This is a genomic window from uncultured Marinobacter sp. (assembly GCF_913055835.1).
Lineage (GTDB): Bacteria > Pseudomonadota > Gammaproteobacteria > Pseudomonadales > Oleiphilaceae > Marinobacter.
The window spans coordinates 292,395-317,960 of record NZ_CAJXKQ010000001.1; the positions used below are offsets into that span (position 1 = coordinate 292,395).

Below are 25,566 nucleotides of genomic sequence, written 5' to 3' on the forward strand. Positions count from 1 at the left end.
TATCAACAATATCCTTAAAAATTCCCTTCCTTCCGGGCCATTGGCCCGATCGGCATAACAAAATCGGCATTCGAGCCATTTTTGTAGGACAGTTTTCACCGCATTCTTGCACCCGTTGACAAAAACCGAGTTCAGATCGGGCAAACAAAAACAACGTGATGCAGGGTGAAATATGATCTCCTCTCTGGCAAGGCTCAGACCGCGCCTTTTCGCGGCTCGCCTCAAGGCGCTCTCGCTGGCGGCGGTTGCCGCTCTTGCAGGCTGCTCGGCAAATCCCATCTACACCACCACAGGCGTTGTGCTCTCCAATTACTCGGAGGGCGAAGCTACGCCCTACGTATTGCAAATGTCCGACGCCCAAATGGCCTGCGCCCTGGGTGAGGGCATTGATCCGCTACTCTATTCCTTCTCACGGGTGACTGATGCACCTGACAGTACCGGCTCCTTGCTGATGCTCCTGGCAGGAAACTGCGCGGAGTACGAAGCCTGGGAAGCGGAACTCGCATACCTCAGAGCGGACTATGAGGGTGATGTTGAGGCGGCCAAGGATGCCAGGGAGGTGGCAAAACGCCTGAACGCACTCACCGCGAAGCGCCGATATGCATCTTTTCAGCGAGCAATGGCCGCTTATGAATTCGATCCCGGCGCTGAACCCCTTGAATGCCCGTTCCTGTTCACCGAGCAGGATGAAATCACCTTCCTGCTGGGCTTGCTGACCGGCATGCAGGCGATCGTGAACGATGCCAATTCCGGTGCCATGGCCGGGGTGCCGAAGAACATTGCCCCTCAGGCCGAGCGCGCCGCCACCTGCCTGGACAATGAAAAGTGGGGCGGTACGCCCAATGCCATCCGGGCGCTGGTCTGGCTGCTGCTGCCCGATACCCGTCCGGCGCTGGCGCCGGATCCGTGGCAGGTGCTGGAACACAGCAGGGAGCTGGGCGTTGAGAAAGGCATGCGGGTTCCGCATGCGCTTCAGGCAGTTGCCGCGGAAACTTTTGGCCGGCCGGAAAAACTCGAAGAAGCCATCGCCAGTTTCGCCGAGGCCGACGCAACGATGGAGGTCTGGGGCGAGTACCGTCTGGTGGATGAAGTTGCGGCGGGCGTGGTGCGCTTCTCTTCTGACAAGCACTGGACCGCCAACTACGGCTATCGGACCCCGCAATCCTTCTTCGGCAGGATGAGCCCTGAGCGGCAAACCGAAAACGTCGAAACCATGAATCTGGACGACCTGCTGTAAGGCGGGTTGCCGACATCCTCTGAAAACTGACAAACACAAGAATGACCCGGAGGTCGTTATGATCCGCAAATCCCTCACTGCCATGGCCCTTGTGGTTGCCGCTCCTCTGGCCTCGGCGCAGTCCGTTTCCATGTGTGTGTTCGATGTGATCGGCGCTAATGGAGACTTCTACAACTTCGTCAAAGACTATGCCCTGGAGATGAAAGGGCACGGCGTGGATTTCGAGCTGAAACCCTACACCGATGAGGGTGTGGCCATTGGTGATTTCAATGCCGGGCAATGCGATGCCGTGGCCGCCACGGACATCCGGATTCGTCCATTCAACAAATTCACGGGCAGTATAAGCGCCGTGGGAGCCCTTCCGACCTACGACAACCTGAAAACCCTGCTGGCCACTCTGGCGCAGCCCAAGGCAGCGCCGTTGATGAAGGATAACGGCTACGAAGTGCTCGGGATTATTCCGGTCGGTGCCGGTTATCTGTTTGTGAACGATCGCAGTATTGATACCGCCGGTGAGCTGGCGGGCAAGCGGATGGCGACTCTCGATTACCAGAAAGACGCCATTCACATGGTTAACTTCGTCAAGGCCACGGTGGTGCCTTCCGATATCACCAACTTCGCCGGCAAATTCAACAATGGTTCGGTGGATACCGCCTATGCGCCAGCCTTCGCTTATGAGGCCCTGGAACTTTATAAAGGTATCGGCGAGAGCGGCGGTGTGGTGGACTACCCGCTCGCACAGCTGACGCTTCAGATAGTTGCCCGTGATGATGTGCTCGCCGATGAAACCGCCCAGAAAGCCCGGGAAGTGGCCTGGAATATGTTTCCGCAGGCCATGGGCCTGATTGAAGGTCAGGAAGCGGCCATTCCTGAAGAAAAATGGGTGCGCATCCCGGAAAAAGACATCCGCGGCTATCAGGAAATGTTCCGGGAGAATCGCATCGAGATGCGCGATGGCCTGAACGGGGCCCCGGATGTGTATCACCCGAAGATGATGGGGCTGCTCAGCAAGATTCGCTGTGCCAGTAACCCCGCTGCTGCCGAGTGCACTGCGGCCAACCGCGAATAACAGGGCGGAACCATCATGAACTGGCGAGCCATTACCGCTCCGGCCGCACGAACTCTCTACCCCGTACATCGGATGTATGGGGCCGTTCTGCTGCTCTTGCTGTTGTTTACTTTGCTGTTGGGGATGGGCAATTCGCTGCATTCCCGACTGCTCTGGGTCGGCGAACAGACTTGGCCAAACTACTATTTGCTGAATCCGGATGCCACGGAGCCCTCGTGTCAACTGGAGATGGATATCGACGCCGAGGTGGCTCGCCGGGTGGCCAATTACAAGCCGGACCCGGACGACCTGTTCAGCTCGCCGCCCAATCCGGAAGCCATTCGCAAATCCCTCCAGAGCAATCTGGAGCTATGCCAGCAGCAATACGATGTCTATGAGCAGAACCTTGCCCATGCCACGCCGGCTCTCGGTGCCTTCAAGGCGGTAGAGCAGGGGCTGGCCGACTTCCTGCTCGACAACATCGAGCTCACCAAGTACCTGTTTATTGCAATGTTCGCGATGGCTGCGGCGATTGCTGCGCTGGACACCGACCATATAGCGTTGCGCCTGCCCCGAAACCGTGCCGAATGGCGGTTGAGCCAGGGTGTGCAGTTCGTGGTCAATGGCCTGATGTTGCTGTCGCTGAACGCCTACCTTGGGAGGCTGGCAACATCTCCGGGATCGGAGGGCACCATGAACCTCCAGTACGCCTGGGGCGGGGTCTTCGGCCTGTTCATGGTGATTAACGCGGTCCGGTTCCTGAATGTTCCGGAACGGATCCGTCCTGGCGGACTCTCCGCCTCTTCTGGCCTGGTGATTCCGCTCTACTGCGCCATGGGCCTGATCGCCATGAGCTATTTCTTCCTGGTAGACGGTTACGCCTCGGGCCTGGCCATCTATTTCGGGATGATGTCCAACTTGTCGTCGATGTTCATCAATATCGGCCTGTACGTGCTGGTGGGCATGATGCTGAAGCAGACCCGGATACCGGAACTGCTGCTGAACCTGATCAAGCCTTTCAATCTGCCAGCACCCTTGCTGGCTTCGGTGATTATCTTCGCGACCGCGTTTCCGACGGCGTTCACGGGTGCATCGGGCATTTTCATCCTGGCCGTGGGCGGTGTTGTTTATGACGAACTCCGCCGTGCCGGTGCAGGGCGCCAGCTGTCCCTGGCAACGACCGCCATGTCGGGAAGCCTCGGGGTAGTCCTCAACCCGTGCCTGCTGATTGTCGTCGTCGCGGCTCTGAATAAGGAAGTGACGACCACTGAGATGTACAGCTGGGGCTTCTGGGTCTTCATCATGTCGGCGACGCTGTTTTCACTGATTGTCTGCAAGACCCAGGGAAACTGGAAGCCCCGTCCGGCGCCTGGCGCCTTTCGCGCGGCTCTCTCCGAAAGCCGGGCCCTGCTGCCTTATGTGGCGGTGGCGGCTCTGGTTATCCTGTCGATCTGGGTTGTTCTCGGATTGAAGTTCAACGAGTACAGCGCGCCGCTGATCCTTCCGCTGGTTATGCTCGGGCTGGTGTTGCTGGATTCAGGCCGGAGTAGTGGGGAGCAGGCCCAGACCCGTTCCCAGGTGTTCTGGGCACGCAGCTCGGCCGCTGCCAGCGATTCGGCAGTGCACATTGGCGCGCTGCTGGCGTTGATCGGATTTTCCATCTGTCTCGGTGGAATTCTGGAGCGCTCCGATGTCGTTCATGCGCTCTTCCCGGAGGACCTGACCAGTCCCTGGATCGCCATGCTGGTGATTGTGGTAATGCTCACGGTCATCGGCATGGTGATGGATCCATTCGGCGCGGTCATCCTGGTGTCGGCCACCATTGCGCAGCCGGCGATACAGCTGGGTATTGATCCGCTGCATTTCTGGATAGTGTGCCTGGTGGCGTTCGAACTTGGCTATTTGAGTCCGCCAGTGGCACTGAATCACCTGCTCACCCGCCAGGTTGTGGGCGAGACTGAAGTACTGGCGGCCGAGCGTACCGGTTCCTTCTGGCATCGCTATGAGCGCCTGCTGTTGCCTCTGGCCGTGATGGGGCCAACCTTGTTGTTCGTCGCCTTCGTGCCGATGCTGTTCTACGCGCTGTAATGTTGAAATGAGATAAAGAGGCCGTCTGAGGGAAACTTCAGGCGGCTTTTTGCATCTGGAATACAAGAGGAAACGTAGTTTGAACGAAACCCAACACATGATGTAAGCGTGTTTGGTATACCCTAGGTATTAAAATTGATCTGCTGCCGTGGCCTGACCTATGAATTCGTTTGCCCCCTTTAAAGTGCTCCCGCTTTTCCTGGCCCTGTTTTCCCTGGTGGGTTGCGGGGGAGGTGGTGGCGACGCTCTGGATTCCCAGGAGCCGGGGCTGAGCGGCACCATTTCAATCGAAAGTGGAACTCGAGTGGACTCGGACACGGCCGATGACAGTCGTCTGAACGAAGCAGTATCCAATGATTCGTCCAGTACCGCCCAGTTAGTGCCTTCAACAGGCATCGTCGGTGGTTATTTGAGTGCTACTTTGGGCACTTACGATTCCAATGAGTTTATCTTCGAGTATGTCACCGACGAGCAGGATACCTTCCGCGCGGATCTCGCGGCGGGTAGCACCATTGCCGTTCAGGTGTTCAGGGAGTCGGATTTTTTAGCCCCCTCCATTACACTGACGGTTAATCAGGGCGGTGCCTCGAACTCAGATTTCGGTGCCGGTGATATACCTCTTATGGTAACCGCACCCGCTGACGGGCCCGCAGTAATCAGCCTTCGCACAACCGCTGGCGGTCCATTCCGATACGTGCTGTCGGTTTCGACAACCGGCGTCACCAATTTCCAAAGTTCTTATTACACTCAGCCGGAGTTTGTTCCGGACGAGGCCATTGTGATGATGTCGCCGGAAGAACAGGGGCGTCTGGATCCGCAGGGCGTTGCCGGAGTCTTATCGGCCGCCTCAGCGAAGTCACTGGGGCAGGGTGCCTGGTTAGTCCGGCGTGAACCTGCTGCTGTCGTCGCTTCGCAATCGTCCAGCGCTTCGGCTGCCCAGCGGCAAAAAACGCTTCGCTGGATCTCTGACCTGAAGTCGGAGCCCGGGGTTCAGGTTGCCGAGCCGAATTATATCTATCGGGCTCAGGCGGATCGGGATCTCTCGTCTCTGCAATGGAATCTGCCTCTGATCAGTCTGCCTCTTGCCTGGCAGGCTGCGCCAAATTTGGGGAGTAGTGTGGGCGTTGCTGTTATGGATACGGGGTTGTTCAGCTCTTCCCCATCGACGTATGGAGACTGGCATCTGGATATCGATGCCAACGTGATTCCGTATACAAACCAGATTCTTGATTACGTTTCAGGCGATCTCGACATTGATAATGATCCGGGTCGCGACAGAAACCCCGCCGATCCGGGAGACGGAAAAGTGCAGAGCAGCAACTTTCACGGTACGCACGTCGCCGGCATAGTGGCTGCCCTACGGAATAATGCTGGAGTCGACGGTGTGGCACCGGAGGTCACGCTTTGGCCTGTCAGAGTACTCGGGCGCGATGGCTCTGGAACTCTGGATGATCTTGTCGCGGCAATGAACTGGGCTGCCGATAATCCTGAGATCGATATCATCAACCTGAGTCTGGGTGGCGTTGGCCCGAGCACCGTATTGGAAGCAGTTATAAACCGGGCCGATGACAACGGTAAGCTGATCGTTGCTGCTGCAGGTAACCAGGGTACCGATGAGTTGACCTATCCGGCAGCTTTTGGCCGTGTGATTGGCGTTGGCGCAGTCGATGCGGGTAAGGTGCGAGCCTCATACTCAAATTTTGGTGGCTCCGTGGATCTTGTAGCCCCGGGAGGCGATGCAACCAGGGACGCGAATCTGGATGGCAATGCCGATCTGATCATCAGCACCTGGGGCGTTGACGACGGTGGTGAATTTATTCGCTCTTATGCCGGACTGCAGGGCACTTCGATGGCCGCTCCGCACGTAGCGGGTGTTTATGCCCTGATGAAAGGAGTTAACAATGAGACGGTTACTCCTGGCCAGTTTCGGGCCTGGCTGGCCAGCGGTGCGCTGACAGAGAACCTTGGTAACAGTGTCGAATATGGAGCCGGCCTGATAAACGCTCTCAAGTCCGTTGATGTCGCCCTTGATGGTTCAGTCAGTACCATTGTTCTGCCATCGCCTTCAGCCATTGAGTTTGATTTGGCACGCTTCAGTAGTGATGTCGAATTTGCTGTGTATCCCGAAGGCGAATCAGTTGTTGTCGACGGTGTTACCTTTGATACTGATCTGATTTCCCTCGATCCAGCTCTTACGGTCGGGAATTCTCTGCCGGGCTCGGTGACAGTATCGGTGCGGGAGGCAAATGTCGTCGAAGGGCAAACCTATTCCGCGACCATCGCAATTGACTACCGTGTCGGGGCCGATTCGGGAACCATTGAGGTCCCGGTTTCCATAGACCTCAGGGAATTGGTTGATGAGCGAGACGCAGGCCGCCATTACGTTTTGCTCGTAAGCCCTGACGAAAGCCGTGAAACAATAGAACAGCGCGTGGTGACGGCCCGTGATGGAAGCTACAGCTTTTCGTTCGATGATATCGAGCCCGGGGAGTATTTCCTGGTGGCTGGCACGGACATGGACAACAACGGCTTTATCTGCGAGAGCGGTGAGGCTTGCGCCGAGTATCCGGTAAATGGGCTGCCAGAGAAGATCAGTATCGGGGAAGACCGGATTAGTGGAGTCACTCTCAGTACCAGCTTCCGGCGCCCAACCATTGCATCCATGGGTTTGCCCCGGATCGGCTTCGAAGGCTACCGTCTGAAAGACCATGGGAACCAAGCTGCGGAGCCAGTGAGAGAATTGGAGACCAAACGTTGATGCCTATATACATACGCGCTGGTTGTCTGCTGGCGGTAACGCTTCTGGCATCGGGGTGTGCCAGCAGCCGCACGGAAACCACAGAGGGTGGACCGCTGGCACGACAAATTACCCAGTCGGCACATTGTGGGCTTACAGCTCCCGGTCATGTCCACCTGGCAAGTCGTGAGGAGGTTCAGCGGCTGGAAGCACTGCCCGGGCGAAACCTTTCCCTCGAGTCTTTGAAAAAGATCGACTTTGAGAGAGAGCACCTTGTTCTGGCAGCAATTGGCCAGAAGCCGACCGGGGGTTACAGCGTCATCTTGGGCTCATCTGAGATCCGCAGCGGAACTCTCGAGCTGAGGGTCAGAGTGACCGAACCGGCCCCTGGAACCATGGTTACCCAGGCCCTGACCACTCCCTGCGCCGTCATCGCAGTGACCGCTGAAGGCTGGGATGATATCCAGATCACCCGCCCCGAAAACAACCGTTGATCTTTCGTCACGAATCCCTAAGCTATGGCTCAGCTTTTCATATCAATCGCGGAGTCAGTTCCTGCCCATGAGCCAGCAACAATATAACGCCGATGCTATTGAAGTACTGAGCGGCCTGGACCCGGTGCGCAAGCGTCCGGGGATGTATACGGACACCAGTCGGCCCAATCACCTGGCGCAGGAAGTCATTGATAACAGTGTGGATGAGGCGCTGGCCGGGCACGCAAAGCGTATTGACGTGGTGTTGTACAGCGATGGCTCCCTGAGCGTTGAGGATGACGGCCGGGGCATGCCGGTGGACCTTCACAAGGAAGAGGGCCTGCCTGGCGTGGAGCTGATCCTGACCCGCCTCCACGCTGGCGGCAAATTCTCCCAGGGCAACTACAACTTTTCCGGTGGTCTCCACGGTGTTGGTGTTTCCGTTGTAAACGCACTGTCTACCCACCTGGAAGTGACGATCAAGCGGGACGGCCAACTGCACCGGATGACCTTCGCCAACGGTGAGAAGGCGTCTGAGCTCGAGGTGATCGATACCGTCGGCAAGCGCAACACAGGTACCCGCCTGAAATTCACGCCGGACGTAACTTACTTCGACAGCCCCAACTTTTCGATCAGCCGGCTTCGCCACAACCTGAGAGCGAAAGCGGTTCTTTGTCCCGGCCTTACGGTGACTTTCCTGCAGGAAAAAACCGGCGAGAAAGATGAGTGGTTTTATGAGGACGGGCTGCGGGATTACCTGCGTACTGCCCTGGCGGATATCGAAGTGGTGCCTCTGGAACCATTTACCGGCAGCTTTTCCGGCAACAAGGAAGCGGTCGACTGGGCCATTCAATGGCTGCCGGAGGGTGGCGAAGCCATTATGGAGAGCTACGTTAACCTGATTCCCACGGCCCAGGGTGGCACCCATGTGAACGGTCTGCGCACCGGCCTGCTTGAAGCCATGCGGGAATTCTGTGAGTTTCGTAACCTGTTACCCCGTGGAGTGAAGCTCTCTCCGGAGGACATCTGGGAGCGGGCAGCCTATGTTTTGTCTTTCAAAATGCAGGAGCCACAGTTCTCGGGGCAGACCAAGGAGCGTCTGTCTTCGCGGGAAGCTGCGGCCTTCATCTCCGGCGTGGTCAAGGACGCCTTCAGTCTCTGGCTCAACCAGCATACCGATGTCGCTGAGGCGCTGGCGGAACTCTTTATCAGCAATGCCCAGCGTCGGTTGCGGGCCAGCAAAAAAGTGGCCCGGAAGAAAGTTACCTCAGGCCCTGCCCTGCCGGGTAAACTGGCTGACTGTTCCGGCGGCGATACTGCCCGCTCAGAGCTGTTCCTGGTAGAGGGTGACTCTGCAGGTGGTTCTGCCAAGCAGGCCAGGGACCGGGAGTTCCAGGCAGTCATGCCCCTTCGGGGCAAGATTCTCAATACCTGGGAGGTGGACTCAGGTGAGATCCTGGCGTCCCAGGAAGTCCACGACATTGCCGTAGCCATTGGTGTTGATCCCGGTTCCGACAAACTGGAAGGTCTGCGGTACAACAAAATCTGCATCCTCGCGGACGCGGACTCTGATGGCCTGCACATCGCCACGCTGCTGTGCGCGCTGTTCGTAAAACACTTCCGGCCTGTGGTGGCCGCCGGCCATGTGTTCGTGGCCATGCCGCCGCTTTACCGGGTGGATCTGGGCAAGGAAACCTTCTACGCCCTGGATGAGCACGAAAAGCAGGGGATTATCGACCGGCTTGCTGCCGAGAAGCGCAAGGGCAAGATTTCGGTGACCCGCTTCAAGGGTCTGGGTGAAATGAACCCGCTCCAGCTGCGTGAAACCACCATGGCGCCAGACACGCGCCGTCTGGTCATGCTAACGATCGAAGATGGAGACGACACCGACAGCCGCATGGACATGTTGCTGGGTAAAAAGCGTGCATCCGATCGGAGGGCGTGGCTCGAGACCTATGGCAATATGGCCGATATCGAGGTTTGATATTCTATAGGGTGCTATAAACAGCATCCTTTATTCTTTCTCTGTATTCTGCAAACTCGTTATCCTGCCAGTTTTCTGATCGGGAAGAACCGTTGATGGACTGGCAGGGCTGGTTTGCGTTGGGCCTCGCAGGCACGGCGCTGATATTGATGAGTGCAGGGCGATTTGCGCCCCATCTGGTTATGATGGGCGTGCTCGTGGTGCTCAGCGCCAGCGGAATCGTATCCGCGGATCAGGCCCTTGCCGGATTCAGCAACAGTGGCCTGATCACCGTTGTGGCCATGTTCGTGGTGGCAGCGGGCATTCACCACTCCGGCGGTGTCGATTTGCTGGTGCATCACCTGCTTCGCAATCCCAGGACCGTACGGTCTGCCCAGGCTCGGATTGCGCTCCCGGTATCCCTTCTGAGTGGTTTTCTCAACAACACCCCGGTTGTTGCCACCATGATTCCGGCGGTACATGCCTGGTCCCGGAAGATCGGTATCTCACCCTCCAAATTGATGATCCCCCTGAGCTATTCCGCCATTCTAGGGGGCACCCTGACGCTGATTGGCACCAGCACCAACCTGGTTGTGAATGGGCAGTACCAGCAGCTGACCGGTGAACAGGGGTTTTCGATCTTCTCCATTACGGCTGTTGGCCTCCCGGTGGCCATCATCGGTGTCGCGGCTTTGTTGCTGGTTATGCCTCGGGTACTCCCGGACCGCAAGGATCAGCAGAAATTCGGCTCCATGAGAGAGTTTACCCTGGAAGTGGCGGTTTCGTTCGACGGCCCCCTGGTCGGGAAGACTGTCGGTGAGGCCGGGCTCCGGGAGTTGGAACGTCTGTATCTGGTCGAGATTGAGCGGGATGGCAGCGTGGTTACCGCAGTCCCATCGGAGGAGCGGCTCAGGGGAGGCGATCGCCTGGTGTTTGCCGGCGATACCCAGGCGATTTCAGATCTCCTGCGCATCAACGGCATCGTTCCGTCCGTCCATGAGGATGAGCCGAGTCTGAGCAAGGATCGTGCGGAACGCCGTCTTGTAGAGGCGGCCTTGTCCCCCCAGTCTGACGTGCTGGGCCTGACCATTCGCGATGCTCGCTTCCGGGATCGTTACGGTGCTGTTGTCCTGGCCGTTGCCAGGGGAGGCGAGCGTGTCTCCGGCAACCTTGGCAATATCAGGCTCAAACCCGGCGATGTTCTGCTGCTGGAAGCCCGCCCCGCGTTTGTAAGCCGCCAGCGCTACAACAAGGACTTTCTGCTGATCAATGATCTGGAAACCGAAACCCCACGGCATGACCGTGCCTGGCTGTCCTGGGGGATCCTGTTGGTGCTGGTGGGTCTCGCCGCCTGTGGCACCCTGAGCATGCTGAATGCGGCCCTGTTGGGCGCCGCGGGAATGATTCTGACCGGCTGCTGCTCGGTAGGCCAGGCGCAGAAATCGGTGGATGTGCCGGTCATTCTCACGATTGCCGCGTCCTTTGCCATGGGCGCGGCCCTGGAACAGACCGGCGCGGCGGGCTTTGTTGCCGAGGGTATTCTTGACTTCAGTCAGGGCAACGTCTTGTTAACTATCCTGCTGGTTTATCTGGTGGTGTCGGTGCTGACCGAGGTGATTACCAACAACGCCGCCGCAGTGCTGGTCATTCCCATTGTTCTCTCTATGACGGCCAGTATGGGTGTGGCTGCCGAGCCGTTTGTAATCGCCGTGATGATGGCTGCCTCGGCCAGCTTTGCAACGCCGCTGGGGTATCAGACCAACATGATGGTGTTCGGTCCGGGCGGTTACCGGTTCAGTGATTTCGTGCGGGTAGGGCTGCCAATGAACGTGTTTATTGGTGCCGTTACGGTGGGGGTCATTGCCCTTGTGTACGACATAAGCCTGGGCTTATGAAGACTGTTCCGTCGGGTTGGCGAGAATGTCGCAGCACAGCACCTGAAGATTGCCGTCCTGATAGTACCCCAGCGACAGGGTGACGCACATATAAGCCCCGGTAACGCAGAGATACGGGGCGGTGATGTGCAGGCTCTCTGGTTGGGCCAGGGCCTGGCGAAGGTACTGCTGGCGGTACCAATCGGCGCTGCTGGTGCTTTCCAGTGGTTTGAAGCGTGGGTCCATGCTGCGTGTGCCGGCGTCGGAGACCAGGGTGTCATCTATCTGGACGCCCTTGTCATCGACCAGGTAGCAACGGGAGACTGCAGGGTGATTCAGCAGTTCCAGACAGGACTGTTGCATGCTCATCCCGCTGCGAAGCTTTGTGATGGCATGGTCGAAAAAGCCGCTGAAAAAATCTACCAGTTGCCGTGTCGGGTCGAGAGTAACCTGGTTACGGGTCTTGTATTCCTGCAACAGGTGGTCGAAATCGGCAGGCGCATGGGCCAACTGATTCAGGTCGGTGCTTGGTCTGCGGAAATAAAAGCCCTGTACAAAGTCGACGCCGGCATCAATGGCAATCATCGCCTGATCCCGGGTTTCCACCCCTTCCAGTAGAACCAGGCAGCCAGACTGGTGCAGCAATGACACAATGCCGTTGAGGATCTGCCGGGCTTTGTGGTCGTCTGTCGCGCGGGTCAGCAGTTTCCGGTCCAGCTTCACGATGTCTGGTGACAGGTTCCAGATCCGCTCGAAATTGGAGTGGCCGGCACCGAAATCATCAATGGCCGTAAGGCAGCCCAGTTTTTTGTAGTAGGCAACCGTCTCCCGTAGCCTTTCTGCGTCGTCTGTTGGTTGCTCGACGATTTCCATGACTATTCGGTGTGGAGGTAAGCCGGTTTTGGCGAGCAATTGACCGAAGAAGGAATCGGCCTGACTACCGCTGGTAACCACCTGTGGTGATACGTTCAGGAAGAGCCAGTTCAGTTGATCACGGATGCCGCTGTAATTGCGTATGTGCAGGTAGCGGCAGAGACGGTCAAGAAGCAGATTCTCCGCCTCGGAGGCCGGCAGTTGGAAAAGATGGAGCGGGAGGACGGCCGAGTTATCGTTATCAAAGGCTCTTATGAGAGCCTCATAGCCAACAATGCGTTTGTGCGAAATGCTGTAGATGGGTTGCAGTGCTGTCCTGAGAGTCAGCCCGCGAAAATCGGCGGTCCATGTGTCACCTTCCCTGTTAAGCATAGGGGATAGCAGTTCCACTTCCGGATCTGCCAGCTTTTCAGGGAGCCGTTTCGACATAGACGATTCTGGTTGGTTAACGAACGCATCAGCCGCCCCAGTCTGGCGTCTGAACTGTCTTTTATCAGTACAGAATGCGCGTGAAAGCTCGCGAAGTTACTGATAGTTGGAAGGAAGATTGCCAAAAAAACGCGTTTATTACCACTGTTTCATGTAGAAACTGGAAACGGTTTGTATCTTTCGCTGTCAGGAAGAGCGAAAGGGGGAGCTCAGCGATCCAGGCGGACCGCCAGAGAATCAGTTATTGCTGGGTACAACTACGCTTTCGTCAAATTCGAGTTCCATGTCCTGTCCTCTCGGTCAATGAGGCCCCAGACGGGGCATCCAAATATGTGATAAGTCTATCGTTGCTATAATTTTGAGCAATCCGTAAAACCCGTATACGACCAAAGGCAAAAGGCCAGCGATGGTCAGAATTTCTGATGTAGCGCTGCAAAAGATTTCGATTTTCCTCCGAGGTGCGAGTTCCTAAACTTGGCCCCATCATTCGAACCAGGGAAAAGGGCAAATTCTCACCATGCAGATCCGGAACACACCAGCCGACTACGGTTTGGTAACCATTGTTATTCACTGGCTTGTTGCACTGGCCGTCTTTGGGCTGTTCGGGCTCGGCTATTGGATGGTGGATCTGTCCTACTATGACGACTGGTATCGCAGGGCTCCTGATATCCATCGAAGTATCGGTATTCTTCTGTTCATGGTGATGGTTTTCAGAGTGGTCTGGCGAGCCGCGAACGTGTCACCGGAGCCTTTAGCTGGCCACAAAGCCTGGGAGGTTCGAAGCGCCCATTTGGCCCACCTGCTGCTCTACCTGCTGATTTTCGTTGCCATGGTGAGTGGCTATCTGATTTCGACGGCCGATGGCTCTTCGATCAGCGTTTTTGACTGGTTTGAAGTGCCATCAGTCACCGGCCAGATCAAGGGCATGGAAGACACCGCCGGAACCGTCCATTACTGGTCCACATGGGCAATCGTAGGGCTGGGCGTGGTGCATGCGGCTGGTGCCTTCAAGCACCACCTGTTTGATCGTGACCGCACATTACGGCGTATGTTAGGGAAGTGATCGGGTGCTGGTTGTTTATTCATCGTCTAACGCCCGGAAGCCGGGCATCAATTAAATAAGGGAGATAATCATGAAAAAAGTTCTGCTTGCCTCTGCCGTGTCAATGGCGCTTATCGGTACAGCTCATGCTGACGAGCACAGTGGTACCTATGCATTCGATACCAAAGGCGCGCACCAGTTCGTCACCTTCAAGATTTCCCACCTTGGCTACAGCTGGCTTTATGGACGGTTCAACGATTTTGACGGCGAATTCGTCTACGACGCTGAGAATCCGGAGAACAGCTCCGTGAACGTGACGATTGATACCGGTAGTGTGGATTCCAACCATGCCGAGCGCGACAAGCACCTTCGCAGCGAAGACTTCCTGTATGTCGACGAGTTTCCGCAGGCAACGTTCAAGAGCAAGCGAGTCGTTCTGGATGACGAGGGCGAGGCTGACATCATTGGCGACCTGACCCTGCGTGGCGTAACCAAGGAAGTGACTCTTGACGCGGAAATGCTGGGCCACGGGGAAGACCCCTGGGGCGGCTACCGCATGGGTTTTGAAGCTGAAACCGAGCTCCGTCTGAAAGATTTTGGTATCCCGATGGATCTCGGAAAGGCCTCCGAGACCGTTGAAATCATCATTTCTGTCGAAGGTATCCGGCAGTAATACTGGCTGACCCTGCCAATGTCAGATTCCGGGTCTAGACCCGGAATCTGCCTGTCTGACTTTCCAGTTCCTTCGCGTAGCCCTCCAGGGATTCACTGATTGCGTCAATGTCCTTCGACCGGTTTGCGCTCTCTGTGGCCAGGTCGTTGATTTCAGTAATGCTGCGATTGATTTCGTCCACCACCTGAGTCTGCTCTTCTGTGGCTGAAGCAACACTGGTGTTTACATCTGCGATATTGGCCATCGCCTCAAGAATGGCCTTGAGTTCTTTCTCCGCATCGGTGGCCAGCTTCTCGGTTTCGGTTGCCTCTTTGCTGCCGGTCTCCATCACCGAGACGATGTCGGCAACGCCGGTCTGCAGAGTCGTGATCATCGTCTGAATATCTTCAGTCGATTGCCCGGTCCGTTGCGCCAGGGTTCTGACTTCATCGGCAACAACCGCAAAACCCCGCCCCTGCTCTCCGGCACGTGCTGCCTCGATAGCTGCATTCAGTGCCAGAAGATTGGTTTGCTCGGCGATGCCTCTTATCACATCCAGAACGGATGTGATGTTGTCGGAATCGTCAGACAGTTTCCGGATAACTTCCACTGCTTTCGAAATCTGGGCCGCCAACCGATGCACCTGTTCCGAAGAGCTGCGGATAATTCGTGCGCCGTTCCTGCCTTTTTCTTCGGCCTCGCGGGTAATCTCGGCGGCTCTCGACGCATTTCCGGCGACTTCTTCGATCGCGCTCTGCATTTCGTTTATAGCCGTGGCAACCATTGAAATGGAGTCGGTCTGTCGGGTCACACCGTCGTTATTATCTTTCGCGGCCCGGGCGAGGTCCGTCGCCCCGTTGCCGAGCTCCCGGGTAAGCTGTTGGATGGAGGCGATCATCGATTGCAGATTTCCGAGCACCAGGTTGAAGCTGTTCCCGAGCTTGCCGAGGTCATCGTCCAGCTCGACGGGAATCCGCTGGGTAAGGTCGCCTTCGCCCTGGGCGATATTGTCCAGCTGGTCCCGCAGAGCCTTGATTGAGCTGATGATCATCTTGAGGAACACCGAAAACAGAAGAACGCTGACAACGATGGCCACAACTGTAATCAGAAGTATGGTGATCGAGCTGTTCTGGCCCTCGGTGGAGGCTTCGCCGGCACGAACCTGGGCCCGGGCATCGGCGTGGGCGCCAACTTCGTCGAAGTAGTTCCTGAGATTGTCGAAAAGGTCATTGGTTTCACTGGCAGCCAGGGATTTTGCCTGCTCCGGGTCGCCGGCTTCTGCCAGTTCCAGAACCCGTTGGGCGGAGCCTAGCCAGCGCTCATAGGCTGTATCGAATCCGCGGGCAACATCGGATACCCCCGTTCCCTCAAGCCTTTCAACCGCCTGATTGAAGCGGTCCCTGGCCTGGCCGGCATTTTCATCAAAGCTGGCCACGTGCCCCTCACCGGGCTGGTTATTGAGCCTGGCATCCACATAGCTCATCTGGGCTACCAACGCCTGATAAAGATCCCGATCTCCGTTGAGGATTTCGCTTACTGAGGGCAGGTAGGTCTCGGCAATGTTGTCGGTATCCGATACGAGATTGCGGACAGTGCTGACCGAGAACAGCCCGATAACGACCAGAGCGATGGCCGTGATGGCAAAAGGCAAAGCAACTTTTGCCCGAAGTCCCAGGCGCTTACCGAAATCCATGTGTCTCTCCCCGATTGCGCTGATGGTTTACTGGCAAGCATAGCAGCGGGGGAAAGTTTGTCTTGATAAAGAGTGGAGTAATTGCTCCCGGTCAAATAAGTGGTACCTGTACCGGAAGCGAACGGAGTCAGCGGGAGGGGTCGGGTGATTCCCGTGGGGTTTCGCAGGATTTGCAGAGGTGGCGCTGGCGCCAGAACTGCCCTGCAAAGATGACCAGCCAGATCAATACACCCGCCCAGAGGTAGGGCTCGGGAACCTGGAAGCTTCCGCTGATTGCAAACTCCACAAGGAGCATCAGTGCCACCGCCAGAACCGCATTTACCATGGCTGTCACCATGGCTTGCCCGCAGGCTTTGATGTTGGGTTTCATAGTGTTCCGCTTGTCAGAGAAGTAAAACGGTCTTCTATTCACTGATGAGGAGAATACGGCCCACCTTACAGACTCTCCATGCGGGAATTCCGCTATTGGAATCAGTCGTCTGTGGGACAAGTGGCCGGTTTTGGCCAATAAATCCGCAGGTTGTTGGTGTATCGGCGCCTTGCTCCATATAATGTGCGCTCCTGTTAACCGGTGATTAATCCGGGCGCAGGGAGTAGCATCACGGGCATTCTTCAAATCAGGCAATACAGGCAATCAAAGAGGCATCCATGCCAGAGTTTCAGACAACGGACGAAGGCTTCGAGCGGGTTTCGCTCCGGGATTATACGGAAAAGGCCTATCTCGATTATTCCATGTACGTCATTCTTGACCGGGCACTGCCCAATGTCGGCGATGGCCTGAAACCGGTCCAGCGGCGAATTGTCTATGCCATGTCGGAGCTTGGGCTGAAATCTACCTCCAAATACAAGAAGTCCGCTCGTACCGTGGGCGACGTTTTGGGTAAGTTTCATCCCCATGGCGACAGCGCCTGTTATGAAGCCATGGTGCTGATGGCCCAGCCTTTCTCCTACCGCTACCCGCTGGTGGACGGGCAGGGGAACTGGGGCTCGCCTGATGACCCCAAGTCTTTCGCCGCCATGCGTTACACGGAATCTCGCCTGGCGCCTTTCGCGGAGGTGCTTCTGGGCGAACTCGGGCAGGGCACCGTGGACTGGGTGCCCAATTTCGATGGCACCATGGAAGAACCGTCGGTACTGCCTGCCCGGCTGCCCCATGTGCTTCTGAACGGCACCACCGGCATCGCAGTCGGTATGGCCACGGATATTCCGCCACACAACGTACGGGAAGTGACCGCGGCGTGCATACGCCTGCTGGATCAGCCAGAGGCGACGGTTGAAGAGCTCTGTGAGCACATCAAGGGCCCGGATTTTCCGACCCAGGCGGAAATCATTACCCCCCGGAAGGACATCCGGCAGATGTACGAAACCGGCCGCGGATCCCTACGGATGCGCGCCCGCTGGATACGGGAGAGCGGTGAGATTGTAGTCACGGACCTCCCGCACCAGGTCTCCGGTAACCGTGTGCTTGAGCAAATTGCCCACCAGATGCAGACCAAGAAGCTTCCGATGGTGGCCGACCTTCGTGACGAATCCGATCACGAGAACCCGACCCGCCTGGTAATCGTGCCCCGGTCCAACCGGGTGGATCTGGATGGTTTGATGGCGCACCTGTTTGCCAGCACCGATCTTGAGAAAACCTATCGGGTCAATATCAATGTGATCGGTAACGACGGCAGGCCGGGTGTGAAGGGGTTGCAGCAGATTCTTACCGAATGGCTGGCCTTCCGTCGCACCACTGTCATCCGTCGTCTGCAGCATCGCCTGGACAAGGTTCTGGCCCGCCTGCATATCCTGGAAGGCTTGCTGATCGCCTATCTCAATATTGATGAGGTGATTGAGATTATCCGCACCGAAGACAAGCCGAAGGCCGAGTTGATGGCCCGCTTCGGGTTGTCTGCCGATCAGGCTGAAGCGATCCTCGAACTGAAGCTGCGCCATCTGGCCAAGCTTGAGGAAATGAAGATCCGGGGCGAACAGGATGAGCTGTCGGCCGAACGGGATGAGCTCCAGTCAATCCTGGGTTCGGAAGACCGCCTGCGGGAACTGATTAAAAGCGAGCTTCAGGCGGATGCAGAAACCTTCGGCGATGACCGTCGTTCACCGATTGTCGAGCGTGAGGAGGCCCGGGCGTTCAGTGAGGTGGATCTGGTTTCGAACGACCCTGTTACTGTTGTGTTGTCCGAGAAAGGCTGGGTTCGCGCCGCCAAGGGCCATGACATTGAGCCGGAAGGCCTGAGTTATAAAGCCGGCGACCGTTTCTCCCTGGCGGCCCGAGGCCGCAATAACCAGCAGGCCATATTCCTGGATTCAACCGGACGCGCCTATTCCCTGATGGCTCACAGTTTTCCGTCCGCCAGAGGGCAGGGCGAGCCGCTGACCGGGCGGATCAACCCGCCGTCCGGTGCCAGCTTTTCAGGTCTGTTGATGGGAGATCCATCCCGCAAGGCCTTGCTGGTTACCGACGGGGGCTACGGGTTTGTTACATCGCTCAACGATATGATCAGCAAGAACCGCAATGGCAAGGCGGTGGTCAGTGTTCCTAAAGGGGCGAAGATCATGCCTCCGGTAACCATACCGACCACTGAGAAAACGCTGTATCTCGGGGCGGTATCCAACGAGGGCCGTATGTTGGTGTTTCCGCTGAGCGAGTTGCCGGAACTGGCCAAGGGCAAGGGCAACAAGATTATCAGCATTCCCTCTGCCCGGGTCCAGAACCGTGAAGAGTATGTGGTAGCCGTGGCGGTATTTGCCGAGGACGACCAGCTGGAGATACGGGCTGGCAAGCGCAAGATGGGGCTGCAGTTCAGTGATCTTGAACACTATCTCGGCGAGCGGGGCCGTCGTGGCCACAAGCTGCCCAGGGGGCTGCAACGGGTTGACGGCATCGACGTGATTCCTTCGGCTGCCCGGGCGCAGGAAGAGGCTGGCTCTGATAGCGAGGGTACCGACAGTGAGTGAACTGGTACTGATAAACGTCTCCGGGCGCGACAAGCCCGGCCTGACGTCAGAAATCACCGGCATTATGGGGCGCTACGATGTGCGCATTCTGGATATCGGCCAGGCAGTCATCCACGATCATCTCACCTGGGGCATCCTGATCGAGATTCCGGATGAATCCAAATCTTCGCCGGTGATTCGGGATCTGCTGTTCCGGCTCCATGCCCTGGATCTGCAGGTGCGGTTTGCGCCAATCACGGTGGAGGAATACCAGTCCTGGGCCGCGGCCCGGAACCGGGCCTGTTACATCGTGACTCTTCTGGCCCGTGATATCAAAGCCGAGCAGATTGCCCGGGTTTCCGCTATTACCGCCCGCCATGGCCTGAATATCGATAACATTTCGCGGCTGTCCGCCAGACCATCGCTCAACGCCGCCGACAACCGGATTGCCTGTGTGGAGTTTTCGGTCCGTGGCACGCCTTCGGATCTCGAGAAACTGCGTGCGGATTTCCTCCATATTGCCGGCGAAATGAATGTGGATATCGCCTTCCAGGAGGATTCCATTTTCCGGCGCAATCGTCGCCTGGTGGTCTTTGACATGGACTCCACGCTGATCGAAGCCGAAGTGATCGACGAGCTGGCCGCGGAAGCCGGCGTGGGCGAGCAGGTGGCGGAGATTACCGAAAGGGCCATGCAGGGCGAGCTGGATTTCAGCCAGAGTTTTGCCGAGCGTCTCGCGCTTCTGAAGGGGCTGGATGAGTCGGTGCTCGAGGGCATCGCCGCGCGGCTGCGGATGACCGAGGGGGCAGAGCATCTGATCCTCAGCCTGAAGGCTCTGGGTTACCGCACGGCCATCCTGTCAGGCGGGTTCACTTACTTTGCCCGTCATCTGCAGCGCAAACTTGGCATCGACTACATCTACGCCAACGAGCTTGAGATCGAGGATGGCAAGGTCACCGGCCGGGTGTCCGGGCAGATTGTGGACGGTAAGCGGAAGGCAGAACTGCTGCTGGAGATCGCCGAGAAGGAGCACATCTCAAGAGAGCAGGTTATTGCGGTAGGTGATGGTGCCAATGACCTTCCCATGCTGAGCCAGGCCGGCCTGGGCGTGGCTTTCCGCGCCAAGCCGCTGGTGAAGGAATCTGCTCGTCACGCCATCTCGACCCTCGGGCTGGACGCCATCCTCTATCTGATTGGCTTCCGTGAGAGCGAAACCAACCAGAGTCTGGAAAACGCCGACTTCTGAGCCGTTCAGGCTCAGCTGTCGCCGAAGTCGTAGTTCATTTCCGGTACCGGTGCCTGCAGGTAGTAGCCCTGGATATAGTTCACGCCAGCCTGCCAGAGGGTGGCAAGAACACCGGCGTTCTCAACAAGGGGAATGATGGTGAGCTTGCCGTTTGACTGCAGGCTCTTGACCATCTCCTTGACCTGTTCCTTGGCTTCATCGCTCTTCTGGATTTCTTCCGTGAAAGAGCCATCGATTTTCACGTAGTCCGTGTCGATGTGCTTGAGGGTATTGAACGGATTGAGGGCGCAGCCGAACTGGGCGATGGATACCTTGCAGTGGAGTTCGTGGACCGCCTTGGTGAAGTCCTTCGCCTGCTTCATGAAATTGTTGGCATCGCCTTCCCGGATCTGGAAGATCAGGGAATCACCTGGTAGCCGTGCGGCTTTCAGGGCAACGCTCAGCCAGGGCGTGAAGGTTTTATCCTGCAGGGTTTCTGCTGTCACGTTGAGGAACAGGCGGGTATCGTGACCCCGGGAACGATGGCTGGAAAGCTGCTTGATCGTTTGCAGGATCACCCAGCGATCGATCTTGATGGCGGTATCGCTCGGGCCCATAGGGGGCAGGAAGTCATAGGGTGAGACTTCCTCATCGTCCTTGTCGAGCATGCGCACGAAGGCTTCGTAATGTTCCTCGCCTTCGCCGCGCAGGTTGATGATCGGTTGGAACAGCAGCCGGAAGCGATTTTCCTCCAGGGCCTTCTGTATCGCTTCCACCGAATTGCTCTGGTCCAGTGATTCGAAGTCGGCGGGGTTATAAACCACCACACCGTTGCCCTGGGCATGACCCTCAAGCTTGCGCACTTCCGCCGAAGCCGTGTGCGCCCGCGCCATGAGCTCCTCGGCCTTCGGAGAGTTTTCGGTAATTGCCGCAACACCGATACTCACAGTCAGCTGCACCGTTCGGTCATTAATGTCGAACAGATGGTCTTCCACTGCCTTGCGGATACGCTCGGCGTGTTCCTTCATCGTGCTTTCGTCGCATGGCTGGCACAGCAGGCTGAAGGCATCGTCGCTCAATCGTGCCAGGGTGAGCTCCTCGCCGGCCTGTTCCTTGAGAAGGTTGGCGAGATCGCCCAGAAGCAGGTCGGCGCCGGCAATGCCCACCTGGCCCTTCATGCTCATGAAGTTATCCAGGGCGATGTACGCCAGGGCGCCGGTCTCATTGTTCTTGCCCGCATTGGCAATTGCTTCCGCGAGCGCATCCATCAGGTACTGACGGTTGTAAAGGCCGGTCAGAAGGTCCTGGCTGCTGATCTGGCGAAGTTTTTCTTCGAGTTCCGCATCACTGTGCTCAGGCTGCAGCACGATCTGTGTGCAGGCTTCACCATCGTAGGTGGCAGCCGATACCGACATGGTGACGTTCAGTTCGTGGTCGTCACTGCGCCGTGCTGTGCAGTTCAGGGTCATGCCGTCTTCGCCTTTTTCGGCAAACGACTTCATGAACTCCTTGTACTTCTCCTGACTTTCCGGGGTGAGGGTGTCCAGTACCGGAACGCAGATAAGGTCGTCGATATCGTCGTACCCAAGGAATTCCATGTACGACTGGTTGGCATAGATATGCATGCCATCATTGATGTAGGCAATCGCGTCTTTGGAGCTCTCGAGAAGCAACTGGCAACGCTGTTCGGCCTCCCGGAGATGGGATTCGAGAACGCGCCGCCGCCGCCGTTCGTCGAGGGCTGCCAGCTCTCGATTGACCTTGAGCACGATGAGATCGGTGTGTTCGAACGACACCGTGTCCTGGGCGCCAGCCTTCATTATTCCGACCGTGCGCTCCCGGCTTTCTTCTTCCGTCAGCAGGATGAAAGGAATGTCCTTGTCCATTCGACGGACCATGGCGAGAGCATCGTCGGCTGAGAATTCCTGGTCCAGGTCGCGGGCCAGAAGGAGATCCCAGTTACCGGCCTTCAGTGTCTCTTCCAGATCTTCTTCCGAGGTGATTCGGTGAGCCCGGGTGGCCTTGCCGGAGTTGCGGAGCAGGCTGACCAGCGATTCGGCATCGTTCTGGGATGGATCAAGAATCAGCAGGTGTACGGTCGCGTTCTTTTTCTGCATTCGAAGGGCGTCTCGTGATACACGGTTCATTCACTAACGCTGAATGATGCAGGGGTTGTCGATCAATAACAACCCTCTGCGACGTTCCGGTGTCTCAGTTTGGCGGCCTTATAGAGATGGCCACAGCGAGTCAAATTCATCCTCGCTGGCTCCGGATGATGCCGGCGGTGCGCCAGCGTTCAGCGTCGCAGCATTCTGCAACTTGAGTTCAAACTGGCTGATGCTGCCCGTGGAGGAGACCTTGCGAGACAGTTGCCCCTGGTCTTCCCGGCCATCGTGAAGCAGGGATATCCGGCTTCCCGACTGGAACGGCAGGCGGGGAGTGATAAGCGTGGCGGACTGGTTTACTACGCTGATTTCAGGTAACAGCAAGCCGCGCAAATACTCGCTGCTGTTGCCCACTTTCTGGATCAGGCGCACGCCGCAGGGTGAAGCGCTGGGGGCAAGCAGCTCAATACCGACCTGGGTGCCCTGATTCTTGATCTGTCGAATCCAGCGGACAACAGCCACACTCCAGGGGTGAGTGCTCTGTTCGCGAACGCCCAGCACCTCGCCGGCCTGCAGCGAGGGCGGTACATTGCTCTCCCACGCAACACAATAGCCGCCGGGGCTGGTATTGATCAGCAGGGATTGGTGAGATCTTGGCCGGTTCCTGTCCGTTGATGGCGCTTGCGAGTTGCCATAGGAACCCTTGAAGTTGATCGGTGTATCGGCAGCATGGAGTCGTTCGTCGCTGGGGCCTGCATCATGGGCGCCCGACCAGGCATCCTGGTTTTGGCGCGAAGACCTAATGAACAGGTTCTCTTGCTCATGATGGCCGTTTTCATTGCCATTCACGAATTCGGTAAAGGTTTTCTCGCCGGCGATGAAGTAGTGGGCCGCGGTCAGCCCTACGCATACTTCGAGTGACCCCTGGCTGGCGATGCGGTTGAAGTTTCGTTTGGCGAGAATGCCCAGGGCCTGGCTCAGGTGGGTGAGCAGGGTATCGCTGACCTTGGCCGGCACCCTCAGATCGTGATCGGTCTCTTTGTGCTCGCGCCGGGCGTGAAGCGTTTCCGAGAGCATGGCGGAAAGATCCCGGGTGTCGAAGCCGAAGCTCTCATCACCGGGCTTCTGTTCCAGCAGACTTCGGTAAAACGGTGGATTGTCCCGTTCCATGTTGATAACGAAAAGACTGTCGTCATCGATATCCGGCCCACATCGGGTGTGGTCAGTCCAGGATTCGAACAGTTCGTAGACATGCAGGAGCTCGGCCTGACGCAGCTGATTGGGGCGAGCGCAGCCGAGCAGGAGAATTCGTTTGTAGGCGTCGGCCACCGAGCTGCTGCGACGATGCTGGAGCGTGTCGTCTTCCACCTGCACCACAGAGAGCTTGTTGCGATGGGCGAACCGGTACAGACGGTGGCACTCGAGCCAGCTCTGGGCTGGGCTGGGGCAATAAAGCTGATGCGATCTCAGAATGGTTGCTGAAAGCTCGGAAATGGCTCTATGGACAGCGGTGGCAATCTGACGGCGATTCTTGTCCAGGCCGCCGTTATCGATGAATTCCAGCACGCACAGCTTGTAACCACCGGCCAGGTGTAATTGAAGCGCCTGGGACAGGTTGGCGATTTTCCGCTGCTTTTCAGGCAGTGCCACAGCCAGGCCGAGGTAGTGCCGGGAAAGCTCGTTGCAGACGAAATGTATCTTTTCCCGGATAAGTTCCAGGAACTGCATGCGTTGCTGGGGTGCCAGGAAAAGGTGATTCAACTCGATAATGGCATGGTAGAGCTGCCGTGATACCTCGCCGATATTGGCCATGGGTAGCTGGTCGATCCAGACCCGGAATGCCTTGGGCGTCGTGTCACAGAACGACAGACTGGCCGTTTTCTGTTCGGGAACGCGGAGATCGGGTTTCAGGGTCTTACCTTCCATGAATTCATGCCAATGTCTGGACAACAGGTGGTATTCCGGGGCTGGCCCTGTCCGGCTGGAGGCGACTCTATGTCCACCTGCCTTTCAGGAAAACGCCGTAAATACATGTTTTTATCTTCAACGTTACTGGACTTTAAAGTAGCAAACCAGCTGTAAAAAGCGAGAAGATCATGAGTTGACAATCTTTGACAAGTGAAATTGGGCCCTTTTTTGCGACTCCGGTCACGGGAACAGGTTGATCGGGGTCTTGCTTTCCTTGCCTGGCTCCTCTCTCACCAGCTTCGGCACCAGGAAACCCGGCAATCGCGTTAGCAGCTCACGTACAAGGTTGCGCGCCTCTTCATCCGGTACATCGTAGTGGTGGGCGCCCGCCACAGGGTCAAACGCATGCATGTAGTAGGGCAGTACGCCTGCTTCAAACAGCCTTTCACTCAATTCTTCCAGCACCGAAACCCGATCATTCACACCCCTGAGAATAACGCTCTGGTTCAGCAGCGTTGCGCCTGCCGCCCGCAGGTGCCCGAGAGCACGGCGAGTGGGCGTATCCAATTCTGCCGGATGATTGACATGCAGAACGATAACGACCTGAAGCGGCGTTGTGGAGAGCCATTTCAAGAGCTCGTCGCAAACCCTTTGTGGAATAACCACGGGCAGGCGTGTGTGCAGGCGCAGGCGACGGATATGGGGGATGCTGCTGATTGCAGTCGCCCACTGGGCCAGCAGTCGGTCATTGACTGCCAGCGGATCGCCACCGCTGAAAATCACCTCATTGATTTCCGGGCTGGCGTCAAGGGTGTCGATCACCTGCTGCCGGTCGTCCGGTTTCAGGCGCTGCTCTTCATAGGGAAAGTGCCGGCGAAAACAGTAACGGCAGTTGATCGCACATTGTCCCGTCACCATGAGCAAGGCCCTGCTGCGGTATTTCCGGATAAGCCCGGTGGTTGCTATGGCGCCAGACTCTTCCAGGGGGTCGCTGATAAATCCGGGTGCGTGGCCGGTTTCTTCCGCGAGGGGAAGCACCTGCCTCAACAGGGGATCGGCCGGGTTGCCCTTTTCCATTCGAGCAAGAAACGGCTCCGGCACCCGGATCTGGAAGAGCCGGTGGCCCTGTTCCGCCCCTGAAAGCCAGGGTTCCTCCGGTAATTCCAGCCTGCGGAGCAACTCTTCAGGTGAGGTCACAGACTCCGACAGCAATTGCTGCCAGCTGCGATGCTCATGGTCGGAAAGGTGGGCTTCTATACGGGCGGGGGTTCGCTGTATCATA

General features: G+C 57.3%; 17 protein-coding genes. 11 read left to right on the forward strand and 6 right to left on the reverse strand.

What is annotated here, in order from left to right; genetic code table 11:
• Positions 1–172: 172 nt before the first annotated feature.
• The 7 genes from QZ534_RS01465 (at position 173) to QZ534_RS01495 (ending at position 11,441) form a co-directional block, all read left to right on the forward strand.
• The gene (locus QZ534_RS01465; RefSeq protein WP_296930564.1) at positions 173–1,237 is read left to right on the forward strand and encodes a hypothetical protein; all 1,065 of its coding nucleotides are present in this window, start codon (positions 173–175) and stop codon (positions 1,235–1,237) included.
• A 58-nt stretch (positions 1,238–1,295) separates the two neighbouring features.
• Positions 1,296–2,306, forward strand: a complete 1,011-nt coding sequence (locus QZ534_RS01470) for a putative solute-binding protein (protein ID WP_296930567.1) — start codon at positions 1,296–1,298, stop codon at positions 2,304–2,306.
• Between the two features lie 15 nt (positions 2,307–2,321).
• Positions 2,322–4,373, forward strand: coding sequence for a TRAP transporter large permease subunit (locus QZ534_RS01475; RefSeq protein WP_296930569.1), 2,052 nt, complete (start codon positions 2,322–2,324; stop codon positions 4,371–4,373).
• A gap of 160 nt (positions 4,374–4,533) precedes the next feature.
• On the forward strand, positions 4,534–7,131 hold the full coding sequence (locus QZ534_RS01480) for a S8 family serine peptidase (RefSeq protein WP_296930572.1): 2,598 nt from the start codon (positions 4,534–4,536) through the stop codon (positions 7,129–7,131).
• Entirely contained in the window at positions 7,131–7,604 is a 474-nt protein-coding gene (locus QZ534_RS01485; protein WP_296930575.1) for a protease complex subunit PrcB family protein, read from the forward strand. Before QZ534_RS01480 ends, QZ534_RS01485 begins: the two co-directional genes overlap by 1 nt.
• 67 nt (positions 7,605–7,671) lie before the next feature.
• On the forward strand, positions 7,672–9,567 hold the full coding sequence (gene parE, locus QZ534_RS01490; protein ID WP_296930578.1) for a DNA topoisomerase IV subunit B: 1,896 nt from the start codon (positions 7,672–7,674) through the stop codon (positions 9,565–9,567).
• 95 nt (positions 9,568–9,662) lie between these two features.
• The gene (locus tag QZ534_RS01495) at positions 9,663–11,441 is read left to right on the forward strand and encodes an SLC13 family permease (RefSeq protein ID WP_296930580.1); all 1,779 of its coding nucleotides are present in this window, start codon (positions 9,663–9,665) and stop codon (positions 11,439–11,441) included.
• Here QZ534_RS01495 and QZ534_RS01500 read toward each other — a convergent pair.
• Positions 11,436–12,722, reverse strand: coding sequence for an EAL domain-containing protein (locus QZ534_RS01500; protein WP_296930583.1), 1,287 nt, complete (start codon positions 12,720–12,722; stop codon positions 11,436–11,438). The two genes, QZ534_RS01495 and QZ534_RS01500, sit on opposite strands and share 6 nt — an antisense overlap.
• A 517-nt stretch (positions 12,723–13,239) precedes the next feature.
• Between QZ534_RS01500 and QZ534_RS01505 the strand changes: the two genes are divergently transcribed.
• Together QZ534_RS01505 and QZ534_RS01510 are read left to right on the forward strand one after the other, a co-directional pair.
• Positions 13,240–13,785: a cytochrome b gene (locus QZ534_RS01505; RefSeq protein WP_296930586.1), complete on the forward strand. Its 546-nt coding sequence runs from the start codon at positions 13,240–13,242 to the stop codon at positions 13,783–13,785.
• Between the two features lie 70 nt (positions 13,786–13,855).
• Positions 13,856–14,437, forward strand: a complete 582-nt coding sequence (locus QZ534_RS01510; protein WP_296930590.1) for a YceI family protein — start codon at positions 13,856–13,858, stop codon at positions 14,435–14,437.
• A gap of 34 nt (positions 14,438–14,471) precedes the next feature.
• Here QZ534_RS01510 and QZ534_RS01515 read toward each other — a convergent pair whose 3' ends face one another.
• Positions 14,472–16,109, reverse strand: coding sequence for a methyl-accepting chemotaxis protein (locus QZ534_RS01515; protein ID WP_296930593.1), 1,638 nt, complete (start codon positions 16,107–16,109; stop codon positions 14,472–14,474).
• A 127-nt stretch (positions 16,110–16,236) separates the two neighbouring features.
• Positions 16,237–16,479 (reverse strand): hypothetical protein, encoded by a 243-nt coding sequence (locus tag QZ534_RS01520; RefSeq protein WP_296930595.1) that lies wholly within the window; start codon positions 16,477–16,479, stop codon positions 16,237–16,239.
• A gap of 278 nt (positions 16,480–16,757) precedes the next feature.
• On the opposite strand from QZ534_RS01520, the gene parC reads away from it, so the two are divergent.
• Both parC and serB read left to right on the forward strand, forming a co-directional pair.
• Positions 16,758–19,067, forward strand: coding sequence for a DNA topoisomerase IV subunit A (parC, locus tag QZ534_RS01525; RefSeq protein WP_296930597.1), 2,310 nt, complete (start codon positions 16,758–16,760; stop codon positions 19,065–19,067).
• On the forward strand, positions 19,060–20,292 hold the full coding sequence (gene serB, locus QZ534_RS01530) for a phosphoserine phosphatase SerB (RefSeq protein WP_296930599.1): 1,233 nt from the start codon (positions 19,060–19,062) through the stop codon (positions 20,290–20,292). The genes parC and serB overlap by 8 nt, the downstream gene beginning before the upstream one ends.
• Before the next feature lie 11 nt (positions 20,293–20,303).
• Here the strand turns inward: serB and QZ534_RS01535 are convergent, their stop codons facing one another.
• The 3 genes from QZ534_RS01535 to epmB all read right to left on the reverse strand — a co-directional run bounded on the left by QZ534_RS01535 (position 20,304) and on the right by epmB (position 25,565).
• Positions 20,304–22,388 carry an EAL domain-containing protein gene (locus tag QZ534_RS01535; RefSeq protein ID WP_296930602.1) on the reverse strand — a complete coding sequence of 695 codons (2,085 nt, stop codon included), beginning with the start codon at positions 22,386–22,388 and terminating at the stop codon, positions 20,304–20,306.
• A 108-nt stretch (positions 22,389–22,496) separates the two neighbouring features.
• On the reverse strand, positions 22,497–24,302 hold the full coding sequence (locus QZ534_RS01540; protein WP_296930669.1) for a GTPase: 1,806 nt from the start codon (positions 24,300–24,302) through the stop codon (positions 22,497–22,499).
• A 222-nt stretch (positions 24,303–24,524) separates the two neighbouring features.
• Positions 24,525–25,565: an EF-P beta-lysylation protein EpmB gene (gene epmB, locus QZ534_RS01545; RefSeq protein WP_296930605.1), complete on the reverse strand. Its 1,041-nt coding sequence runs from the start codon at positions 25,563–25,565 to the stop codon at positions 24,525–24,527.
• Position 25,566: the final 1 nt, after the last annotated feature.

Excerpts from the sequence above, each read along its gene's own strand:
- QZ534_RS01465 (WP_296930564.1), top strand. The coding sequence starts at position 173 with ATGATCTCCTCTCTGGCAAGGCTCAGACCGCGCCTTTTCGCGGCTCGC.
- QZ534_RS01470 (WP_296930567.1), top strand. The coding sequence starts at position 1,296 with ATGATCCGCAAATCCCTCACTGCCATGGCCCTTGTGGTTGCCGCTCCT.
- QZ534_RS01475 (WP_296930569.1), top strand. The coding sequence starts at position 2,322 with ATGAACTGGCGAGCCATTACCGCTCCGGCCGCACGAACTCTCTACCCC.
- QZ534_RS01480 (WP_296930572.1), top strand. The coding sequence starts at position 4,534 with ATGAATTCGTTTGCCCCCTTTAAAGTGCTCCCGCTTTTCCTGGCCCTG.
- QZ534_RS01485 (WP_296930575.1), top strand. The coding sequence starts at position 7,131 with ATGCCTATATACATACGCGCTGGTTGTCTGCTGGCGGTAACGCTTCTG.
- parE (WP_296930578.1), top strand. The coding sequence starts at position 7,672 with ATGAGCCAGCAACAATATAACGCCGATGCTATTGAAGTACTGAGCGGC.
- QZ534_RS01495 (WP_296930580.1), top strand. The coding sequence starts at position 9,663 with ATGGACTGGCAGGGCTGGTTTGCGTTGGGCCTCGCAGGCACGGCGCTG.
- QZ534_RS01500 (WP_296930583.1), bottom strand. The coding sequence starts at position 12,722 with ATGTCGAAACGGCTCCCTGAAAAGCTGGCAGATCCGGAAGTGGAACTG.
- QZ534_RS01505 (WP_296930586.1), top strand. The coding sequence starts at position 13,240 with ATGCAGATCCGGAACACACCAGCCGACTACGGTTTGGTAACCATTGTT.
- QZ534_RS01510 (WP_296930590.1), top strand. The coding sequence starts at position 13,856 with ATGAAAAAAGTTCTGCTTGCCTCTGCCGTGTCAATGGCGCTTATCGGT.
- QZ534_RS01515 (WP_296930593.1), bottom strand. The coding sequence starts at position 16,109 with ATGGATTTCGGTAAGCGCCTGGGACTTCGGGCAAAAGTTGCTTTGCCT.
- QZ534_RS01520 (WP_296930595.1), bottom strand. The coding sequence starts at position 16,479 with ATGAAACCCAACATCAAAGCCTGCGGGCAAGCCATGGTGACAGCCATG.
- parC (WP_296930597.1), top strand. The coding sequence starts at position 16,758 with ATGCCAGAGTTTCAGACAACGGACGAAGGCTTCGAGCGGGTTTCGCTC.
- QZ534_RS01535 (WP_296930602.1), bottom strand. The coding sequence starts at position 22,388 with ATGCAGAAAAAGAACGCGACCGTACACCTGCTGATTCTTGATCCATCC.
- QZ534_RS01540 (WP_296930669.1), bottom strand. The coding sequence starts at position 24,302 with ATGGAAGGTAAGACCCTGAAACCCGATCTCCGCGTTCCCGAACAGAAA.
- epmB (WP_296930605.1), bottom strand. The coding sequence starts at position 25,565 with ATGATACAGCGAACCCCCGCCCGTATAGAAGCCCACCTTTCCGACCAT.